Genomic DNA, 20,775 nt, shown 5'->3' with positions numbered 1-20,775 from the left:
GTCATGATTGAAAAGGCACTCAAGGGAAATCAAGGATACTGGACATGGATGATCTTTCTCCTCTCTATCATAGGAGTCGGCGCATTATGTTATGTCCAACAGTTTAACTATGGTCTTGGATATACAGGGATGAGCAGGGATGTGTCCTGGGGAATCTATATTTCTCAGTTTACCTTTCTTGTCGGCGTTGCCGCCGGGGGTGTCATGCTGGTGCTCCCCTATTATGTCCATAATTATAAGGCGTTCGGCAGGATTACCATTCTCGGTGAATTTATGGCAATTGCTGCCATTGCCATGTGTCTGATGTTTATTATGGCCGACTTAGGTCAACCGACTCGCGCTTTGAATGTTCTCTTGCACCCGACACCGAACTCCATGCTTTTCTGGGATATGATAGTGCTTAACGGCTATTTGTTCCTGAATGTCCTGGTGGGATGGGTAGTTTTGAATTCCGAGGCTAAAGAAGTGCCGCCGCCTAAATGGCTCAAGCCTTTTATCTATCTTTCAATTCCCTGGGCGATCAGTATCCATACAGTAACAGCAATGCTCTATTGTGGTCTTGGTGGCCGTCATTTTTGGCTTTCAGCGATTATCGCACCTCGATTTCTCGCCTCAGCTTTTGCTGCAGGACCATCTTTACTTCTGTTGATTGCTCTGATTTTGAAGAGGGTTAGCAAATTCGATGTTGGAGAGACCGCCACACAGAAATTGATTACCATTATCAGTTATGCTGCTCTACTGAATTTCTTTTTTGTCGGCCTGGAATTTTTTGTCGGATATTACAGCAATATCCCAGGACATAAACATACCCTGCAATATCTTTTCTTTGGCCTTGAGCATGACGGTCATATGTATAATAACCTTGTCAAATTCATGTGGATTTCGGTAATCATGGGTTTTGCCTCCCTTGCGCTGTTCTTTACACCTCAGACAAGAAAAAATGAAAAAACCATTATGATCGCCTGTCTTCTCATGTTTTTCTCTCTGTGGATCGACAAAGGTTTGGGTTTTGTGCTCGGCGGTTTTGTCCCCAGTCCGTTGGATTATGTTACCGAGTATTACCCATCCTTTGGTGAAATCGCAATCACAATGGGTGTGTGGGCATCAGGGTTCCTTATTCTCACCATACTTTATAAGGTTGCGATAAGCGTCAAGCTTGCGAAGGAATCATAAACACCAGGTTTTAAAAAAGTTTGTTATAAAAAAGCAAGTTCTCGTTGTAGCGGGAACTTGCTTTTTTTTGTTTAAATTTCAACGAAGTGCGGCTATTTTAAAATTTCCATCGGCTTCTTGCGGATAAGTAATCTTTAATCCGTCATTTTTGGATATGACATTGATTGCATTGCCTGTTGCTCGGCGTCTTGGTATATATTTTTTCGGACGAATCGTATTCGTCTCCCATCTTGGGTTACTTGCCTTGAACGTGGTTGATTAATAGACTCGTAACAAAATATCAGTAACAGCTGGACTCCTGAAAAGTCCATCGTATCGTTTTAGGATGGCTTAGTAGATTGCGTAGACTTCGAAAAGTTGATATGCATGAAAGCGCAGACTCCGAGGAGTCGAGTCGTCGCGAAAGCAGATGCATACACATATCATGTATGGTCTGTTGAGCATTTCGTGAACATGACGCGATGCATTAGCTACTTTTTGCGACGCCATCAATAACTGCTGAACTTCATTTATCAAAGGCTATAGAATGGCATTTACAAGTATTCTTGATCGGATCGGAAATACTCCGATAGTTCCCATAAACAGGCTTAATCCATATCCAAAAGTTAAGATTTTTGCCAAGCTTGAATCGTTTAATCCCGGGGGATCGGTCAAAGACAGGATTGCCCTGTTCATGATTAATGATGCTGAACAGAAGGGTTTACTTACCCCTGATAAAATCGTCTTAGAAGCAACCAGCGGTAATACCGGCATCGGCCTCGCCATGGTCTGTGCAGTCAAAGGATATCGCTGTCAGCTCGTTATGCCGGAATCAGCAAGTATTGAACGCCGGAAGATAATGGTTGCCTTCGGCGCGGATATCCTGCTAACCCCCGCAAAGAAAAGTACTGACGGTGCCATAGAACAGGCCTATGCCATGGCCCGCGAACATCCGGACCGATATTTTCTTACTGATCAGTTCAATAATGAAGCAAACTGGAAATCCCATTACACCAATACCGGTCCTGAAATCTGGGAACAGACCAACGGCGAGGTAACCGATATTGTTACGACCCTTGGCACCACCGGCACTGCAATGGGGCTTTGTAAGTATTTTCAGGAACATCACCCGGAAGTAAGAATTACCGCCATGGAGCCTTTTTATGCCCATAAGATCCAGGGGCTCAAGAACATGAAGGAATCCTATACGCCAGGTATTTTTGATAAAAAATTACCGTATCAGATCATTAATATTCCGGATGAAGAGGCCTTTGATAAGGCAAGACTCCTAGCCAGAAAGGAAGGGATCTTTGTTGGAATGAGTTCCGGGGCGGCGTTCTGTGCCGCTTTGACCCGGGCCGAGCAGATCAAGGAAGGCTTGCTCGTGGTGATTTTTCCAGACGGTGGTGAAAAGTATCTCAGCACCTCACTGTTTTCCAAGGAAGAGAGCCCGAAGGAAAAAAAATCCCTGTTACGATTTTACAACACGTTATCAAAGAAAAAGGAAGTTTTTAAACCGATTTTTGAGGGTAAAGTTACCTTCTATGCCTGCGGTCCCACTGCTCATGAAAATGCAAATCTCGGGCATTGCCGTCGATTCATCCTCTCTGATCTGATCAACCGGGTTCTTACGAATAAAGGCTATGATGTTCAGTACTGCATGAATTTTACCGACCTCGATGACAACACCATTCATGGTGCGGATAATAGCGGGGAATCACTTAAAGATTTCACCGGCTCATTTATTCAGCAATTCAAGAATGATATTGACTTGTTGGGTGTTAAAAAGGCCACCCATTATCCCCAGGCTTCGAAACATGTCGACGGCATGATTGACATTTCCAAACAACTCATAGGTAAAGGCTTTGCATATGAAAAGCATGGCTCCATCTATTTTGATATTTCTAAATTCAATAATTACGGTAAACTTTCCGGAGTAGATTTGAGCAAGATTCAATTCGGCAAGACCGTTGATCTTGATAATTATGAGAAGGACAGCCCGGTTGATTTTACTCTTTTGAAACGTTCAACACTCACCGAGCTCAAAAAAGGCATATTCTACGAGACTGAATGGGGCAATGTCAGACCGGGTTGGCATATTGAATGCGCGGCAATGGTGCATCATTATCTTGGAGAAACAATTGATATCCATACCAGCTGCCGTGATCTTATCTTTCCGCACCATGAAAACGAGATAGCAATTTCCGAAGCGCTCACCGGCAAGAAGCTTGCCAACTACTGGATGCACAGCGAGCTGGTCCTGGTTGACGGCAAAAAGATGTCCAAGACTCAGGACAATTTTGTTACCCTGGCCGATGTTATTAATAAGGGTTATTCTGCGCGTGAGGTCCGACTGCTATTGCTTCAAACTCATTACAGAAAGCCGATTCTTTTTTCCTATAAACGGCTTGATAATGCGCGAAAAATTCTCAAACGCCTTGATGAATTCACCCAAAAGCTTCTTTGTCTGCCCCAGGGATTGCCTCATCCCCATGTGGCAACGTATCTCACTGAGATGGAAGAGAAGTTTTTTCAAGCCCTTGATGATGATCTTAATATATCAAAGGCGATGGCTGCGGTTTTTGATTGTATTAAAAAGGCTAATTCAATTTTGAGTGAAGGGCAGCTGGACCGTGATCAAAAGGGGTATTTCCTCGAATCTCTCAAAAAAATAAACAGCATCGTCAATATATTAAGGCTCGATTTCTGTCCACTTACTCCTGAGATCGATAAACTCATCAAGGAAAGGGAAGAGGCGAGAAAGGAAAAAGATTGGGAAAAGGCCGACGGTGTTCGCGAGGAACTCAACAAACAGGGCATCAATGTAATTGACACGGAAAAGGGTACGATGTGGAAAGAGGTTAAAAGGAAGTAATAAATTATGGGCAGCATTCAAGCTTCGGGTTCTCCACTACTCGCCGTTTACCTGCACGACCAGAGCAACCAGTGGACCGATGTATAGATGAAGGCTCTCTTCGAACAAGTCCTGGGCGTTGCTGAACAGTTCTATTTGAAAGCTTATTTAAGATTTTGCATGCACTTGAATAGTAATAAGAAGAATTGATTGGGGTTGCAAAATCATCTGTTAAATGATAAAGAACCGTTTCTATTTCAGGCCTTCTGTGCGAAACATCGAAGTCTCTACCCTCTCGTGCAGAGAGGGTGACAACTCGGTTTTTATGATTTAATCGTTTAGCCTGTTGAAATTATTGGAACAGTAAAGGTTTTTTTTCCCGGTCAGGCATATTGAAGAATCCGGCACTGGCGGATTACGGTTGTTTACAACTGCTTATTAATGTGTATTCTAAATATATGCGCCTGTAGCTCAGCTGGATAGAGCAACGGACTTCTAATCCGTAGGTCAGGGGTTCAAATCCCTTCAGGCGTACCAATAATATCAAGCACTTAGCTCATATTGAGTTAGGTGCTTTTTTTTATCCGCAAAACCATCTTCTCTCCGTCAGTTCTTTGGGATCCTGTTTCCTCCACAACTTCTTTAGACTTGACAATTAATCAAACTGGTTCTAATAATAGTTCCCGTGTGTGGACAAAATTAGACATGAGTAGACAAACATGAACAGACTATTCATCAGCGTTAAGGAGTTTGCCCTAAAAATAGGCGTTTCGGATAAAACTGTCTATCGCATGCTCAATGACAACCAGATCCCTTTTGCGGTAAAGATCGGCGGCCAATGGCGGTTCCGGGCCGACAACGTGGAAAAGTGGACTTCTCCACGTTCCGTAGACGGCGGAACCATTGACAGCATCGACTACACTATCACCATTGCCAAAGCCTTGCAAAACGGTTCGGTAATGTACCGGATTCAGGGTTGCAACCGGGACGAAGCTCTGGACGAGCTGCTGCTCACCATTCCCCGGACAGGTGAGTTCAATCCCAAAAACTTCAAATATTCCATTCTCGCACGGGAAGCCCTGGCGCCCTCATCCCTTGCCGGGATCGCTTGCATGGCGCCGAGCTCAGATCATCCCGTGTTTCTCGATCGATCGCTCATTATCTTTGGTTTTCTCGAAGATCCAACTGACTTCAAGGCCCTTGACGGTTTACCGGCAGAGGTCATTATTCTGGTTCTTGCTGCCAATGCCAGCGAGCAGGCTATCCTCGAAACCCGCTTACGCCGCCTCCTGCTTGAACCGGCAGTAAGCGTCGAAATACGGAAACAGCTTCCCCGCAAGGAACTGCTGCAATATCTCCAGGAACGGGAGGAAACCCTCCTGCCCCCAGGAAAATTGAAGGCAGAGCTTCGGGAAACCTCCCTGCCTTTTGATCATGACGAGGTCGCTCTGAAGTGACAGAGATTTTCCCCGGCATGATCGCCATCCCTGTTATGAAACTGTTTCTCGGAGCATTAATTGTCTTTCTGGGGGGAGCGTTGCTGCCCATTGCCTTCTGTTTAGCCGGCAAGGCCTCTCACCTGCTAGGCACAAGCTGCGCCATGCTAGGCGCAGTGGCCGGCATGATCGCTGCGATTATTGTTCTCTCCGGCGGCCCGGCAGAGCGTTTTCAATTGCTGCAGACGGATTGCGTCATCAATCCGTCCATCGCCCTCGACGGTCTCGCCGTATTTTTCCTGATGCCCGTGTTTTTGCTCGTTTTCTGTAGCGCGTTGTATGCCTTCCAGTCTCTGGACTTTGAAAAAAGCCGTTTCGTCACGGTCCGCCACTGGTTCCTGTTCAATCTGTTGGCCCTCAGCATGGCCCTGGTGGTCACCGCTGCCGACAGTTTTGTTTTTCTTGTGGCCTGGGAATTGATGTCGCTGTCCTCCTTCTTTTTGGTAGTCTTCGACCTCGACAGCGAACAGGCGCGCCGGGCCGGATGGATTTATCTGAGCGCCACCCATCTCGGAACAGCCTTTATTTTCGGCTTCTTTCTTGTTGAGTACAACCTTGCCGGAACTTTTGACTTCGCTTCCTTCACAGTGCTGGGAGTCCTGTCCACGTCTGGCGCGATAACCATTTTTTTCTGTCTGCTCATCGGCTTCGGCACCAAGGCCGGCATGTTCCCGCTCCACTGCTGGTTACCTGAAGCCCACACCGCTGCACCCAGTCATATATCAGCGCTCATGTCCGGAGTGATGATCAAATGCGCGCTGTATGGATTTCTGCGGTTTTTCACCTTTCTTCCGGTCCTGCCCCCCTGGTGCGGTCTGGTGGTTGCCGGTATTGGCATAACCGGCAGCCTTTACGGAATTGCCATGGCCATCCAGCAGACCGACTTCAAGAAGTCACTGGCTTATTCCACTATCGAGAATGTCGGCATCATCATGTTCGGCCTCGGCCTCTGGCTCTATTGCGGGGCCTCTGGCCAGAGGGTAGGTGCCTCCCTGGCCCTGGCCGGCGCTCTGCTTCATGTCTGGAACCATGCCTTGTTCAAAGGACTTCTCTTTCTGGGGGCCGGGTCCGTTTACCATGCCTCCGGAACCAGAATCATCTCCAGACTGGGAGGTCTTCTCCGCCCCATGCCCTTTACAGGCGGACTGATGCTTACCGGCGCCGCAGCGATCAGCGCGCTCCCACCGTTGAACGGGTTCATCAGCGAATTGCTCATCTACCTCGGTCTGTTCCAGGCCGGGTTATCGAGCTCCGGCGGCCAGGCATTCCTCTACATGGTTTTCGCAGTGCTTCTGGCCTTGACCGGCGGACTCGTGCTCCTCGCCATGACCCGTATCGTCGGCATGGTTTTCTGCGGCGAACCACGGAGCGACAGCGGCGCAATCGCGCACGAGGCCGGATGGCCCATGCTGGCGGCAATGCTCATTCCTGCCCTGCTGTGTCTTGCCATCGGCGTCTTCCCTCTGGCAGCCATGGGTTTCCTTGCTCAGCCGCTTATGATTCTCGCTCCCGGTAGCCCTAACCCCGCAGCAGTTATGCCTCTGCCCTTCGGCCCGGCATGGAGTCTGGGCGTTCTGTCGGCGATTGTAGCCGTGGCGGGGATCCTGGCATTGCGTTATAAGGTCCGCAGGAAACCCCGAAACATCGGCACCTGGGCCTGCGGTTTCTGGAAAACAGTCCCTAAAATGGCTTACACTGCTGGCGGTTACGCTCAGTTAGCCCAGGAGGGGATTTACTGCGCCTGCCTGAAACCAGTCTACACAATGAACATCATCGGACGCCGCCTCCTGTTCGCCGCGCCGATGATCTTCACTCTGGACAGTCCCGACCCGGTACTGCAGAGCTGGCTTACCCCCCTGTTCAGAGGTTGCGGAGATATCGCCCATTTTTTCAGACGTCTTCAAGCCGGCCGTCTGAATGTATATATTTTTTATATGTTCTTGACCACCGTGCTCCTGCTCGGCTGGTCATTTCTGTTAAATTAGGCCGATCCTATGATGGAATCTCTCGCCATACACCTGTTGCTCCTGTTCGGACTTTCGCCCTTACTTTCCGGCATTATTGCCAAGACCAAGGCTCTGATCGCCGGACGCCAGGGCCCACCTGTGACGCAGCTGTATCTCGATCTTTGGAAACTGTTCCGCAAAGACATGGTAATCAGCCGGACTACAACCTGGATCTTCCGGGCCGGGCCGGTGGTCGGATTCACCGTGCCGGTGCTGGCCGCCATGCTCGTTCCCTTTGGCGCCACAGCGGCGCCGCTTTCTTTTCCCGGAGATCCAATCCTGTTTATTTACCTGCTGGCAGTCGCCCGTTTTTTCACCATACTGGCCGCCTTGGATACCGGCTCGAGTTTTGAACACATGGGCGCGGCGCGTGAGGCCACTTTCTCGGTGCTGGTGGAACCGACCGTCTTCGTTGCCTTCATTGTCTTGATTCGAGTATCCGGGGCCTTCTCACTGAACAACATGTTCGGCGCTGTGACAACCGGGTGGTTGCTCTTTTCCCCGGCAGGTTTTTCCCTGGCGATTATCGCCTGCTGCCTGTTCATAGTGCTGCTCGTCGAGAATTGCCGGATCCCTTTCGACGATCCCAACACTCACCTGGAACTGACCATGATCCACGAGGTGATGATTCTGGACCACAGTGGGTCGGATTATGGCCTGATCCTTTACGGCGCTGCCATGAAACTGCTCTTGTCCGGAACCCTGATCCTTAATCTCCTGCTGCCGTTCCAAGGCCCTCTGATTTTGGATATGTTGATCTTTTGCGGAGGTATTGCGGCGCTCGCGGTTCTGGTCGGACTCGTGGAGTCGGCCATGGCCCGGCTGCGTCTGCTGCGGTTGCCCCAGTTACTCATCGGCACCACTCTCCTCTCTTTTTTCGCCCTGATCCTGCTGTTGAGGTAATACTATGACCAACATAACCAGCACCATTCTCATGACCGTGCTTCTGCTTAATTTTCTGATACTCGGTACCAGTCGCCTCGGCACCTGTATCCGGGTGGTGGCCCTGCAGGGGGCGCTCATTTCCCTGTTGCCGCCCCTCATCCACGGCGCAAACATCCACTCATATCTTCTGGCCGGGGGGGCCTTGATCCTCAAGGGAGGTCTCATTCCCTGGCTGCTGTTCCGGGCGATCCGCAAGGTCAGGATCCGCCGCGAGATTGAACCCCGCATCGGCTATATCAGCACCCTGATGCTCGGCGCTCTGATCACCGCCAGCGCCTTTATTTTTGCCGACCGGCTGCCGCTTCTCCCCGAGCATCTGCATTCACTCTTCATCCCGGGGGCTTTCTCTACTCTGGGGGCTGGATTTCTCATGCTCATCACCAGGCGTAAAGCCATCACCCAGGTCCTCGGCTATCTGATTTTTGAAAACGGCATATTTATTTTTGGGATCCTTCTGGCCGAAGCCATGCCGCTCATGGTGGAAACCGGTGTGCTCCTGGACATGCTGGTCGCCATTTTCGTTATGGGAATCGTCATGAATCACATCAACAGTGAATTTTCCTCCATTGACACCGAACATCTCTGCCTGCTGAAGGAATAACGCCATGACCCTTTTCGCCATCATCCTTCTGCCCCTGGCAGCCGCCCTTATCGCCGGGCTTACCCCGTCAGAACGGTTCCGGCCATGGATCATCCCGGCCGTATCGCTTATGCATATCATCCTGGTCCTTCGTCTGCTGCTGGCCTCGCCCGTCGCCCCGGTCGACCCTCATGCCATGCTTGCCCTGGACGCCCTCGGCAGTCTGATCCTCTTGGTGGTCAGCCTGCTTTTCACGGCATCGGCGTTCTATGCGGTGGGTTATTTCCGGACCCACCCAACCTGGAGCAACCGTATTTTCATCGTCTGCCTGCTGATCTTTCTGAGCGCCATGAGCCTTGCCACGGCGGCCCGGCATCTGGGGCTTCTATGGGTTGCCGTTGAGGCCACTACCGTGATCAGCGCGCCGCTCATTTACTTCAACCGTAACCGGTTATCCATTGAAGCCACCTGGAAATACCTGCTGCTCTGTTCGGTGGGTATTGCCCTGGCCATGCTCGGCCTGCTCTTCGTGGCCTATGCCGGCCTGCAGAGTGGCGGCGAGCAGGGGCTGCAGTTCAGTGGTTTGTTGAAATCTGCCGGAGCGCTCTCAAAGCCGTGGCTGCGATCCGGGTTTGTCTTCCTGCTGGTGGGTTTCGGCACTAAGATGGGTCTTGCGCCGCTTCATACCTGGAAACCCGACGCCTACGGTGAAGCCCCCGGTCTGGTGGGTGGACTCCTTGCCGGCGGGCTAACCTCAGTGGCATTTCTCGCGGTCATGCGCGTCATGCAGATCATGGTGGCAGCAGGGGAAGGGATCATGGCCAGGCAGTTCCTGCTGGCCCTTGGTATACTGTCTCTGGTGTTCGCGGCAATCTTCGTCATCCGTCAGCGCGACATCAAACGCATGCTCGCCTACTCCAGCATCGAGCATATGGGCATTCTCGCCATCGGCATCTCTGTCGGCAAACTTGCGGCCTACGGCGCCATGTTCCACGTCATGAACAACGCCCTCACCAAGGGGGCCCTGTTCATGACCGCGGGTAATATTCACCGTTATTTCGGCAGTAAAAGGATGTGCGAGACCCAGGGCGCCATCAACGTCCTGCCCTGGTCCGCATCGCTTTTCCTGGCTGGCTTTCTCGCAATCACCGGTTCCCCGCCGTTCGGTCCATTCATCAGTGAGTTCACCATCCTGCGCGGCATTTTCGCGGAGGGTAATTTCGCCCTTGGCATCGCCTTTATTTTTTTGCTGACCGTCATCTTTATCGGCATGAGCAGCACGGTCATGACCGTGGTCCTGGGACCCTCCATGGAAGGACCTCCTGCCGAAGGCCCGGCCGAAACATTCATGATCGTGATCAGTCCTTTGCTGCTGATGGCTGTGGTGCTGTTGCTTGGATTGTATCAGCCCGAAGCCCTGTGCCGCCTTTTTCAGGAGGCGGCCAATCTCCTGGAGCCTCTGCCATGAAAAAAATCCCTGAAATCTCCTGCGGCAGCAGTCTGGCGCTTGCCAATATCCCAATTATGACTTACGAGGAATTCGCTGCTGAATTGAAGAGGCGACTTGCCGGAGGGGCTCGTCTCGTTGCTTATTTTGCCGGTGGCGCCGATCAGTCGCGCAGGCTTCACCTTTACATTTTGATGACAGGTTGTGTCGGTTCTCTCGCGGTGTTCAGCACCGAGGCTGCGGAGGTCCTGCCCTCGCTGGTCCCGGAGTGCCCCCAGGTTCATCTGTTTGAACGGGAAATCGGCGAGCAGTACGGCATCGTTTTCCAGGGGCATCCCTGGTTCAAACCGGTGCGCTTCCAGGCACCGTTGCCGGGCCGTCCGGATACATGGGGCATCCCCAGGGATCGCCCGCGAATAGGCGACATGGATTATTACCAGGTGCAGGGCGACGAGATTCATGAGGTTGCTGTTGGGCCGGTCCACGCCGGCATCATCGAACCTGGCCATTTCCGCTTCCAGTGCTACGGCGAAAAAGTCCTGCATCTGGAGATCTCCCTGGGTTACCAGCACCGCGGCATCGAAGAGCTGCTGGCCGGTGGCCCCGGTCACGAAACCCCGGCCCGTATCGAGACCGTTGCCGGCGACACCACCCTCGGCCATATTACCGCCTATAGCACCGTGGTCGAAGCCTTGTGCTGTTGTGCCGCACCGACACGGGCGACTGCTATTAGGACCGCGGCACTGGAATTGGAAAGACTTGCCAATCATGTGGGCGACATCGGGGCGCTGGCCGGTGACATCGGTTTTCTGCCCACAGCCTCCTACTGCGGGAGGTTGCGGGGCGATTACCTGAACATGACTGCGGCAATCTGCGGCAGCAGACTGGGGCGGGGACTGGTACGCCCTGGAGGCGTCCTGTTCGATCTTGAACCGCAACGTGCCAGAGAACTGCTGAAAAAAATGACGGAAGTCGCAGCCCAAACACGGGGGGCGCTGGATCTCTTCTTCGAGACCCCGTCCGTTCTGGCCCGCCTGGAAGGAACCGGCACAATTACAACCCGGGACGCCATTGATCTCGGATTGACCGGTATGGCCGCCAGGGCATGCGGCATCGATTGCGACTGCCGTCGTCACATGGTCGCGCCGGGCGGTCAGGCTGTCCAGGAGATTGTCGAAACCAGCGGTGATGTATATGCCCGGGCAAGGGTCCGGCAGCGGGAGATCGAATATTCACTGGAATATCTCAAGACAAATCTCGACGCCCTGCCGGTTGGGCCGCTGACCACTCCCCTTGAGGGATTGCAGCCTGGCGCAATGGCCTTTGGCATGACCGAAGGTTGGCGCGGCGCCATAACCCACGTGGCCATCACGGACGACACCGGCCACTTCAGCCGCTATAAGATCGTCGACCCTTCCTTCTTCAACTGGAGCGGTCTGGCAATGGCCTTGCGAAACGAACAGATATCCGACTTTCCGCTCTGCAACAAGAGCTTCAATCTTTCCTACTGTGGATTTGATTTATAGGGAGAAACTGTGCTGCGAATCATCCGTGAACGTATAAGACAGGGTTACCGAACCAGCTCTTTTCCACAAAGCGAACCGGAGCTGCCCAGTCGATTCCGCGGCCGGCCGGTGGTAATGCCGGAAAAATGCCCCCCTGGTTGCACTGAATGCGATGGCCGCTGCCCGTTCGGGGCCTTATTCCGTCCGAACGGCAGACCGGTGGTTGATCTGGGCCGCTGCCTGTTCTGCGCGGATTGTCCAGTCTGTCCCCACGGGGCTCTTACTTTTGGCAGCGATTACCGGCTGGCGGTCCGTCGGAGGCAGGATCTACTCATGGACCGTACGGAGATCAAACTGGCCACCGCTCTCCAAGGGCGCATGCTTTCCATGTTCAAACGCTCCCTCAAACTCCGCCAGGTCTCAGCCGGCGGCTGCAACGGCTGCGAGGCCGACATTAACGTACTCGGCACCCTGGTTTTCGATCTCAGCAGATTCGGCATCCAGTTCGTCGCATCACCCCGACACGCCGACGGGATTCTGGTCACCGGACCGGTTTCGCGGAACATGCATGACGCCCTCCTGGCCACCTATGAGGCGGTGCCCGAACCAAAAATCGTTATTGCCGCTGGGGCCTGTGCAATCGCAGGAGGGCCTTTCCAGAGCAGCCCGGAGGTACTTGACGGACTGAATAAATTCCTGCCGGTGGACCTTTATATTCCCGGCTGCCCGCCTCATCCCTACACCACCCTTGACGGCCTGCTGCGCCTCCTGGACCGACGGCGGTGATGATCATGGGATCCCTGAGCAAACATAGCAGTATCCTTGGAACAACACTGTGCCACAATCCGGAACGGTTGATCACCAGCCCCGACGGGACAGGATAAAGGCGACTCTATGACGCTCTTCATTCTCGCAACCATTCTTCTCGTTCTCTCGGGGTTCAGCGCTCCATTCTGCCCCAATGGATCACGGTTTATAGATCGTATGTCCCTGGCCGTCGGACTTGCTGGCAGCATCGCCGGCATCAGTGCCGTTGTCATTTGTCTGCTCCGTCCCGAAACGGCTACAATGATGGTGCCCTGGCCGGGTTGCGGCGTTGTAATTAATTTCACAATCGATGGTCTGGCCGCTGTCTTCATGCTGCCGGCTTATTTCATCGGTGGGGCCGGGCTGATCTACGGCAGCGGCTACTGGCCAATCGCCGGCGGTCGTCGCTACGGCCGCTGGATTCGTTTTTTCTACCCACTTATGGTAGCCGCCATCGGCGGAGTTCTCACCGCCGGCAACGGTCTTGTTTTTCTGATCTGCTGGGAAATTATGGCACTCACCGGATACTTTCTGGTGGTCACGGAACGGGAAGACGGGGATGCACACCAGGCAGGTTTCATATTTCTGGCAGCCACTCATGCCGGAACCCTGGTGCTGTTCGCTCTGTTCGCTCTGCTGGGCGAAAATGCCTGCCTGTACAGTCTGCCCGCGGTCAGCTCCCTTGTCGGTGTATCAACTGGTTTCGCCAATACTGTTTTCCTGCTGGCAATGTTCGGTTTCGGTTTCAAGGCAGGGATCATGCCGTTGCACATCTGGCTGCCTGGGGCACATGCAGCCGCGCCCAGCCACGTTTCAGCCCTTATGTCCGGTGTCATGATCAAGACCGGGATCTACGGGATTCTGCGGATCACCGGGATGTTTCAGGCCCAGCCTCAATGGTGGGGTTGGCTCGTTCTTATCCTTGGACTGATTTCAGGCATTCTCGGAGTGGCATTTGCCATAGCCCAGCACGACATAAAGAAACTCCTTGCCTATCACAGCATTGAGAATATCGGCATCATCCTTATAGGTATCGGTGCAGCCATGGTTGGAAAACACCACGGGTTCGTTGCGCTTGCCGTCCTCGGTATGGCCGGTGCGCTCCTCCATGTGATCAACCATGGCCTGTTCAAGGCACTGCTTTTCATGAGCGCCGGATCAGTCATTAACGCCACTGGAACACGTCAGATGGCGGCCTACGGCGGGCTGTTCAAAGTCATGCCCTTCACCGGCTTTTTCTTTCTTGGCGGGGCTGTCGCCATTTGCGGCCTGCCCCCACTGAACGGCTTCGTGAGTGAGTGGCTCATCTACTTCGGCCTGCTGCAGGCTGCTACCCAGCCGGGTGGGGAGCCACTGCTCGCCGTCCTGGTCGCGGTTCCCGGACTGGCAATGGTCGGCGGGCTGGCACTGCTCTGTTTCGCCAAGGTTTTCGGCCTCACTTTTCTTGGCAATATTCGCCCGGAGTGGAAAAATATTCATGAAGCCCCGGCAACAATGCTTACCGCCATGGGATTGCTGCTTGCAGCCTGTCTCTGGATCGGAATCGCTCCTTTCAGTGTGCTGCCGTTTCTGGCAGGCGGCGTGGCCTGGTTCATCGGAAGCACAACGCAGGACTTTCATTCTGCTGTCCTGGTTCCGGTCCGCGCCATCAGTCTGACGGCGTTACTTGTTCTGGTTCCGGCGTTATTGTTCCTCCTGGCCCGACGAAAAGGCGGACGGAGCTCCCCGCAGGTTCCGACCTGGGGTTGCGGCTATTCCAACGCCCTGCCACGGGCCCGCTACTCTACCTCATCATTTGCCGAATTGATCATGAATCTGCTGCGCGGAATTCTCTTGACAGTGTTTAAAGAACACAGGCCAGAGAGGCTTTTTTCCGGGACAAGCTTTTTTCGCTCTCACACCCCAGATGTGGTGCTGGACCTCCTGTTGATCCCGGTCATCACCGTCGCTGCCGGAATTTCGGTACAAATCAGACGGGCCCTGCATCACGGTGTCATCGGCATCTATCTGCTCTATTCCGCTATCACCCTGGTGGTGCTGCTGAGCGCGGCATTGCTGTTCCAATAGCATGGTCGATGACGTACGGGCACGGTAATTTTTTCAAAATAATTACCATGAGTTCTAGTAACGCAAAGTTGTTTTTTTATCAGTATGGAAATCGAACAGTCAATCTGGAGGACGGCCAAAAAATTTGAGTGCGACAGGTTGAAAATCAGCAATTGAACAAGAACGCAAAACCGCAGCGGAGTTGCAGACCAGCAATGCCTGAAAAATCAGAGATTTACCTGAATAAGACAAACAAGCCGGGGCAGGGCGGAGCTCCGATAAAATTACTCCGGTCCCTGAATGGTATGCAGTTGTTGATTTATTAGTCTCAAGTCAAGGGTATAAACACCGTCCTCAGACGGTCAGCTTTGAGCTTTGTGGATCACGCTCTCGACTTCAGTCGATAGTCGTTGACTTAAGTAATTTATGCAGAGCCGAGCTGAGTTGGCCGGTTGCATAGGGCTTTGGAATAACGCCGCTGAAACCGTGATTTCTGTAGTCAGCCATTATAGGGTCATTGGAATAGCCGCTTGAGACAAGGGCTTTCACCTTCGGATCAATCTGTAACAGTTTGTTCATGGCTTCCTTGCCCCCCATGCCGCCGGGGATGGTCAAATCCATGATAATGGCATCATATGGCTGACCGCTTTTCCGTGCATCTTCATACATTTTAATGGTTTCACCGCCGTCACGGGCGCATTCCGCATTGTATCCAAGATGTTTGAGCATCGATGTCACGACCAGCAGAATTTCCTCATCGTCATCCATCAACAGTATTTTCCCTGCGCCGGGAATCAATTGACTAATTGATGATTCTTCGTCGGGGAGAAGAGCCTTTTTCAGAGCCGGGAGATAAAAAATAAAAGATGAGCCAACGCCGGGTTCGGATGTGACTATCAGATGCCCGGCATGTTTTTTGATAATGGAATGGCAGATGGTCAGCCCGAGGCCGTTGCCGGTGATTTTGGTGGTAAAAAACGGGTCAAATATCCTGGCGATATGTTCTGCACTGATCCCTTTACCCTGATCGATAATAGACGTTTTCACGTAATCTCCCTCCGGAAGCGGCCAGACCTCGTTCTCGGCAAGGGTTACGTTTTCTGCAACGACCTTGATTATTCCTCCGTCAGGCATCGCCTGAGCGGCATTTAAAGCAATATTCTGGACAACCTGACTGATCTGCCCCCTGTCAAGTTTGGCCGGATAGAGATTTTCCGGGATTTCAAAGGTGCACTTGGCATTCAGACCACTCAAAATAAATGTGGTGGCTTCTTCCAGGAGCCTGGCAATGTTCACCGTCTGTTTGATCGGTTCTCCACCCTTGGAAAAGGTGAGCAATTGCAGGGTAAGATTCATGGCAATTCTCACAGCTTTTTTGGCGCTCATGAGTTTGTCGGCAACAGTTTCCGGCGAATTGATCTTCAGCAGGGCGAGGTCGATGTTTCCAAGAATTCCGGTGAGCATATTATTGAAATCATGGGCCACTCCTCCGGCAAGCACACCAATGGATTCAAGCCTTTGTATTTTTGAAAGTTCTTCTTCAATGTTCTTCCGTTCTGTGATATTCCTGATAAAACAGAAGAAATACCCCTTCTCTCCCATCTCTGTAAAGGTCGCGCTTATCTCGAAAGAGAGGTTTTTCCCGGTCTTTTTCTTCTGCTCAACCTGAAACACCAGTGATTCTTTTTCTTTAATCCGGTTGAGAGTATTCGCCGACACAAATTTTTCTTCAAAACCTTCGATATCTGAAACCCTCAGGCGCAACAGTTTTTCTTTTGAGTAACCCATCATTTTACAGAAGGCCGGATTGGCATCCAGGATTTTCCCGACTTCATCAAAAAGCAGAAACCCGTCGATGGAGGTTTGCAGGATTGTCTGGTTCCGGGCCATGTGGGAAAGGATTTCTTCGTGGTTTTTTTTCAGAGCCAGGCTCATATCGTTAAAGGATTCGATGAGTTCTTGAAACTCATCACTGCCCTTGAAGGGAGATGTGTAGCCAAGCTCCCCTTTGCGGATTTTCCTTGTGGCCCTGATCAGTTCCGCCAGGGGATGGGTGATGATTTTTATCAGGTACACGGCAATGGCGAGTGCCACCAGAAAAGAAAAAATCAGCGTGACAACCAGAATACCCTTGGTTTTTTCCACCTTGGCTGATGCGGCAAGGGTTTTCTTTCGGAGGCTCTCATTGGCGTTTAATGCCATTTCCTGAGATTTGGCGATAATGGTATCACCGATATCGGCAGCAACCGTCTGCAGCCTTTCAATTCTGTCGCTGTCAGCAGTTGAGGTGATGAAATAACTGAGCGCCTCCTCATACTGCCTGGTCAATTCACCCAGCTCTTCGATGTTGTCCGAAACGGGTGGGTCGTGATGGCAGCCTGCGCAGCGCTCAACCCCGGCGCGCAGACCGAGAACATTGTGGGCAATGATGTCAAGCTCCTTGCCAAACATCGTGCCGGTAGTATACAGATTTGCCTGCACCTCCTGAACATTAATGACCAGTTCCTGCCGGATGATCTCAACCTTGTGCAGAGTGATCAGGGTATTGAGGTTCGCGGTGGTCTGAAAAATCAGTCGCAGGGTAATGCCCACTCCTAAAAGAAAAAGCAGGAACAGCAGCAGGAATAATGTGAGAATTTTTTTCTTCATGGCCGGCGGTTATTTTTTCTCCATTCTGGTATCCAGGCTTTTCTGCATTTTCATGATCTCTTCAAAATCTGAAAAGGCTGCCAGTTCAAAGCGGAGGGCTGTAAATTTATTGAGAATTTTTTTACCCTTTTCTGTTTGGTTCATTTGGAGGAGGGTTGACAAAAGACTGCTTTTCAGTTCTCCGGGAATATCCTTCCTGAGGCAGAGAGTTGTGTCTGGAAACGCCGGGGATTCAGCAAGAATACTCAGTTCGCTCTTTATGGACGAATCTTTTTCTGTGAGTCTGTTAAATGTTGCATCCTTGGCTGAGCCGATATCTGCCCGGCCGTCAAGAACAGCAAAAATCGCTGATGCGTCACTGCCTGAAAAAAAATAGCGGCTGAAATCTGTTTTCAGGTCGAGCAACCCTTGCTGCCTGAAATAGGACCGGGGGAAAAGATAGCCTTCGGTGGTGGAAGGGTCAACAAAGACAATGCTTTTCCCCTTCATGTCGCCGCTGGTCTTGATGCCGCTGTCCCGTCTCGTGAAAATCAGCCCGCGGGTGGTTGCGTCACCCTGAAGATTCACAGCGCGGGCAACAGGTTCCAGGTCAAACTCTTTAATCGCCAGGCTGGCGGTAAAGGAGTTCAAAAAAGCCCCGTCCAGTCGCCTTGACTGAAACCGTTTCAAGACTTCACCATAGCGGCTCATAATCGTCAATCTGACCTTGATTCCAAGTTCAGCGGAAAGGAAATCCGTCAATTCCCTGTATCTGGCCACCTGATCAAAAATATTATGTTCCGGTTCCAGGCCGATCACCAGTTCTTCGGTCTTTGCCTGGAGATTTGTTGTCTGAAAGAGTTGACAGACGATTAAGAAAAGACAGCCGAAGAATACTTTTACCCTGAAAGAACGCCTGAGCATGATGTTTTTCATCATTTGATTACCCTGGTGGCTTCTGCAATGAGGTTTATAGGAATAGTAAGTCCCATTTTTTTTGCCTCCCTGAGGTTGAATACCAGTTCGGAATTTCTGAACACCTCGGGCTTGATTTCACTGGGCTGTTCTCCGCGGATTATTCGTGCCGCCATTTCAGCAGCTTTTTTGCCCTGAATTGAGGGATTATGTGAGAGAGTAAGTATGATCCCTTCTTCTTTATGATCAGGCAGAACGCTTATTAATGGATGTTCAAGTTCCATGGTTTTCGCAAGCAGGTCGTCAAGGTATGAAAAAACTACGGCGCTGCCGGTGAGGAAAAAGGCATCGCCCCGGTCCTGCAGGGAAATCGTCTGAATGTCCATGCGGCTTCTGATGTTGATTTTTTGCAAGCGGATATCCTGCTCAGCGGCCAGAACGGCCAATTCCTCGGTCTGCCGGACGGAATCTTTTTCAAGGCTGCTGTAAATCACATCCAGAGTGGTGATCGGTTTGAAATTCTTGAGATACCTGAGAAGGCTGGAAATCGGCACCTTGTAGCCGCACCCGGTAACCTTAGGGCCGGAAAAATTCTCCCCGTCCGGATTATACACTCCTGCATAGACAACAGGGATGTTGCTTTTTTCGAAAAGGACTGCATGGGTGGCCGGGGAACCGTATGCAATGATAAGATCAACGTCGGTGGCGATAAGTTTCCGCGCCGCATTGCTCAGGGCGATGGGATCCGGGAAGGGTCGCTGCAGGATGATCGTAAACTTCTCCCCGGAAGGCATTTCATTGTTGAGCGTTGTGACCAACTCCCGGTGGATTTCGTTGTAGTAGGGGACATTGCCGGACATGACCACCCCGATCCTGGTTTCCCCTGCCGATAAAGCCGGCAGATGAAAAATCAGAACAAAGGGCAGAAGAAATGTAAAAACCGCCGTAGAGCGAAACATCTTCTTGATTGTATCGATAAATACCAAAATTATATCCTGAATATATAAATTGCAGTCTACAGCCCTGGACGATCTCCTGGCTGCACTCGAATTGATGATACGGAAAAGACAAAAGCCCTAGTCCGGAAAAGGCGGGCTCTGTTCAGTACCCCTTTGAGAGGGGTATAAAAGCTTTTACAGCAGCAATTTATGTTTGAGTTGTCTGTTGAACGCATTACAATTTATATACTTATGAGTAAACCTTTCTTCCAAAAGCTCCAACCATTCGAGGAAAAGTGTCTTCACGAAATTATTTCCTGTTAAAAAAAAGAAATCGATTTTTAAGGCATTAATAATACTTCGTGAAACTGATCATCGAGCTGTAGAATTCACCGTCCTGCTGGTCATCAATCCTGTCGTTGTAGTTATTCGTCTGTAGCCTGATACCTATTTCCCAGTTGTTATTAAAAGTCTTGGTGCTTTCAATGGAAAAAAGTGTTTCTGATACTTTCAAGGGGGAAAAAGAGGCTATGGACACTGGTGTCTGCGCCATGGCGGCACCGGGTGCGAAGTCGCCTTTCGAGTCGGTATGGCTGATTTCAAAGGTGGTGGAAATATCTTTCCTGACCCTGAAATACAAGTTCAGGCCGTAGGTGTTTGCCGTGTCGGTATAACGATCTCCAGCTCCAAGATAGGGAAGATCCCCACCTGTTCCCAAGGCGTTCCATTTTCCGTACGCCAGGGTCTGTTCCAGATTGTTTTTCAGATGTACCCAGCTTGCAGTCAGATTGGTTTTCGGAGTGAGCAGAAACGACAGGCTGCCCAGGATCATATCCTGGCGGGTTTCCCTGTCCGCATTGTCGACAATGGTTGCCGGGTCGTTGTTGAGATAACGCACCTGTTGCCGTTCAGTTCTGGTGAGTTTGTAATCGAGATTGGCGGTTATCCAGGCCGCATATGTATAGGTCGCCAGCAGATGGATCTGATTGGATGAGTCGGGCTCGGTGTTTAAAGCAGGATCATCGTAATCGAGGTAATTGAAGGCTGCCTTCAGTTTCAGATTGGTGAATGGCCTGGTGTCAGCAGCCAGTTTGATGCTGTTGATGTCGGTGCGTTCAGGCAGGACCTGCCAGTCGTCGATATTTTTTCTCTCCAGGCTGATCAGCTCATAGGTCGACAAAAGGGTTACTTTTCGAAGTGGTTTGTATCTGGCCGAAATTGCAATTGAATCTTTTATTGATGAAACGGAATCTCTGACGGAAGGATAGATATTGGTGGTCGTCAGACCTTGAAGCGTTACCGAATCGGGATTGTCGGTTTCCAGCTCCTGATGCCGGTATTTGAGAAATAAATTAAGATCAGGGGCAGGAATCCAGATCAGGTCCATGGCCCCGTGCAGGGTGTCCGACTGGGCGCCGCTGTAATTATTCTTCTGGTTGCCGTGGCTTAAACTCGC

Annotated in this window: 14 protein-coding genes and 1 tRNA gene; 11 read left to right on the top strand and 4 right to left on the bottom strand. The window is 51.3% G+C overall.

Annotated elements, in window-relative coordinates; genetic code table 11:
- The first annotated feature begins 3 nt into the window (after nucleotides 1-3).
- The 11 genes from nrfD (at nucleotide 4) to KKE17_12955 (ending at nucleotide 14,859) form a co-directional block, all read left to right on the top strand.
- Complete coding sequence (nrfD, locus tag KKE17_13005; protein MBU1710914.1) at nucleotides 4-1,173, top strand: polysulfide reductase NrfD; 1,170 nt, start codon at nucleotides 4-6, stop codon at nucleotides 1,171-1,173.
- A gap of 526 nt (nucleotides 1,174-1,699) precedes the next feature.
- Nucleotides 1,700-4,027 (top strand): cysteine--tRNA ligase, encoded by a 2,328-nt coding sequence (gene cysS / locus KKE17_13000; GenBank protein ID MBU1710913.1) that lies wholly within the window; start codon nucleotides 1,700-1,702, stop codon nucleotides 4,025-4,027.
- A 439-nt stretch (nucleotides 4,028-4,466) separates the two neighbouring features.
- A tRNA-Arg gene (locus KKE17_12995) sits at nucleotides 4,467-4,543 on the top strand.
- A gap of 182 nt (nucleotides 4,544-4,725) precedes the next feature.
- On the top strand, nucleotides 4,726-5,463 hold the full coding sequence (locus tag KKE17_12990) for a helix-turn-helix domain-containing protein (GenBank protein MBU1710912.1): 738 nt from the start codon (nucleotides 4,726-4,728) through the stop codon (nucleotides 5,461-5,463).
- Nucleotides 5,460-7,487: a hypothetical protein gene (locus KKE17_12985; protein MBU1710911.1), complete on the top strand. Its 2,028-nt coding sequence runs from the start codon at nucleotides 5,460-5,462 to the stop codon at nucleotides 7,485-7,487. Before KKE17_12990 ends, KKE17_12985 begins: the two co-directional genes overlap by 4 nt.
- A gap of 9 nt (nucleotides 7,488-7,496) precedes the next feature.
- Nucleotides 7,497-8,411: an NADH-quinone oxidoreductase subunit H gene (locus KKE17_12980; protein ID MBU1710910.1), complete on the top strand. Its 915-nt coding sequence runs from the start codon at nucleotides 7,497-7,499 to the stop codon at nucleotides 8,409-8,411.
- Between the two features lie 4 nt (nucleotides 8,412-8,415).
- Nucleotides 8,416-9,054: a hydrogenase gene (locus tag KKE17_12975; GenBank protein MBU1710909.1), complete on the top strand. Its 639-nt coding sequence runs from the start codon at nucleotides 8,416-8,418 to the stop codon at nucleotides 9,052-9,054.
- Nucleotides 9,055-9,058: 4 nt separating this feature from the next.
- A complete protein-coding gene (locus tag KKE17_12970) occupies nucleotides 9,059-10,501 on the top strand; it encodes a hydrogenase (protein MBU1710908.1) in 1,443 nt (480 codons plus the stop codon).
- The gene (locus tag KKE17_12965) at nucleotides 10,498-12,006 is read left to right on the top strand and encodes an NADH-quinone oxidoreductase subunit C (protein ID MBU1710907.1); all 1,509 of its coding nucleotides are present in this window, start codon (nucleotides 10,498-10,500) and stop codon (nucleotides 12,004-12,006) included. Before KKE17_12970 ends, KKE17_12965 begins: the two co-directional genes overlap by 4 nt.
- Nucleotides 12,007-12,015: 9 nt before the next feature.
- Nucleotides 12,016-12,771 (top strand): NADH-quinone oxidoreductase subunit NuoB, encoded by a 756-nt coding sequence (gene nuoB, locus KKE17_12960; protein ID MBU1710906.1) that lies wholly within the window; start codon nucleotides 12,016-12,018, stop codon nucleotides 12,769-12,771.
- Nucleotides 12,772-12,879: 108 nt separating this feature from the next.
- Complete coding sequence (locus KKE17_12955) at nucleotides 12,880-14,859, top strand: hydrogenase (GenBank protein ID MBU1710905.1); 1,980 nt, start codon at nucleotides 12,880-12,882, stop codon at nucleotides 14,857-14,859.
- A gap of 375 nt (nucleotides 14,860-15,234) precedes the next feature.
- Here KKE17_12955 and KKE17_12950 read toward each other — a convergent pair whose 3' ends face one another.
- From KKE17_12950 to KKE17_12935, 4 genes are all read right to left on the bottom strand, one after another.
- Nucleotides 15,235-17,487 (bottom strand): PAS domain S-box protein, encoded by a 2,253-nt coding sequence (locus KKE17_12950; GenBank protein MBU1710904.1) that lies wholly within the window; start codon nucleotides 17,485-17,487, stop codon nucleotides 15,235-15,237.
- A gap of 9 nt (nucleotides 17,488-17,496) precedes the next feature.
- Complete coding sequence (locus KKE17_12945) at nucleotides 17,497-18,405, bottom strand: phosphate/phosphite/phosphonate ABC transporter substrate-binding protein (protein ID MBU1710903.1); 909 nt, start codon at nucleotides 18,403-18,405, stop codon at nucleotides 17,497-17,499.
- Nucleotides 18,402-19,367, bottom strand: a complete 966-nt coding sequence (locus tag KKE17_12940; GenBank protein ID MBU1710902.1) for an ABC transporter substrate-binding protein — start codon at nucleotides 19,365-19,367, stop codon at nucleotides 18,402-18,404. Before KKE17_12940 ends, KKE17_12945 begins: the two co-directional genes overlap by 4 nt.
- Nucleotides 19,368-19,668: 301 nt before the next feature.
- Nucleotides 19,669-20,775, bottom strand: a 1,107-nt coding sequence (locus tag KKE17_12935; protein ID MBU1710901.1) for an MtrB/PioB family outer membrane beta-barrel protein, incomplete at its 5' end; no start/stop codon positions are given.

Source organism: Pseudomonadota bacterium, assembly GCA_018823135.1.
Classification (GTDB): domain Bacteria; phylum Desulfobacterota; class Desulfobulbia; order Desulfobulbales; family CALZHT01; genus JAHJJF01.
This window is presented reverse-complemented; position numbering and strand designations above follow the sequence as displayed.

Coding starts and splice junctions, on each gene's coding strand:
- KKE17_12965 (MBU1710907.1), top strand. CDS start 10,498: ATGAAAAAAATCCCTGAAATCTCCTGCGGCAGCAGTCTGGCGCTTGCC.
- KKE17_12990 (MBU1710912.1), top strand. CDS start 4,726: ATGAACAGACTATTCATCAGCGTTAAGGAGTTTGCCCTAAAAATAGGC.
- cysS (MBU1710913.1), top strand. CDS start 1,700: ATGGCATTTACAAGTATTCTTGATCGGATCGGAAATACTCCGATAGTT.
- KKE17_12955 (MBU1710905.1), top strand. CDS start 12,880: ATGACGCTCTTCATTCTCGCAACCATTCTTCTCGTTCTCTCGGGGTTC.
- KKE17_12950 (MBU1710904.1), bottom strand. CDS start 17,487: ATGAAGAAAAAAATTCTCACATTATTCCTGCTGCTGTTCCTGCTTTTT.
- KKE17_12945 (MBU1710903.1), bottom strand. CDS start 18,405: ATGATGAAAAACATCATGCTCAGGCGTTCTTTCAGGGTAAAAGTATTC.
- KKE17_12980 (MBU1710910.1), top strand. CDS start 7,497: ATGATGGAATCTCTCGCCATACACCTGTTGCTCCTGTTCGGACTTTCG.
- nrfD (MBU1710914.1), top strand. CDS start 4: ATGATTGAAAAGGCACTCAAGGGAAATCAAGGATACTGGACATGGATG.
- KKE17_12970 (MBU1710908.1), top strand. CDS start 9,059: ATGACCCTTTTCGCCATCATCCTTCTGCCCCTGGCAGCCGCCCTTATC.
- KKE17_12975 (MBU1710909.1), top strand. CDS start 8,416: ATGACCAACATAACCAGCACCATTCTCATGACCGTGCTTCTGCTTAAT.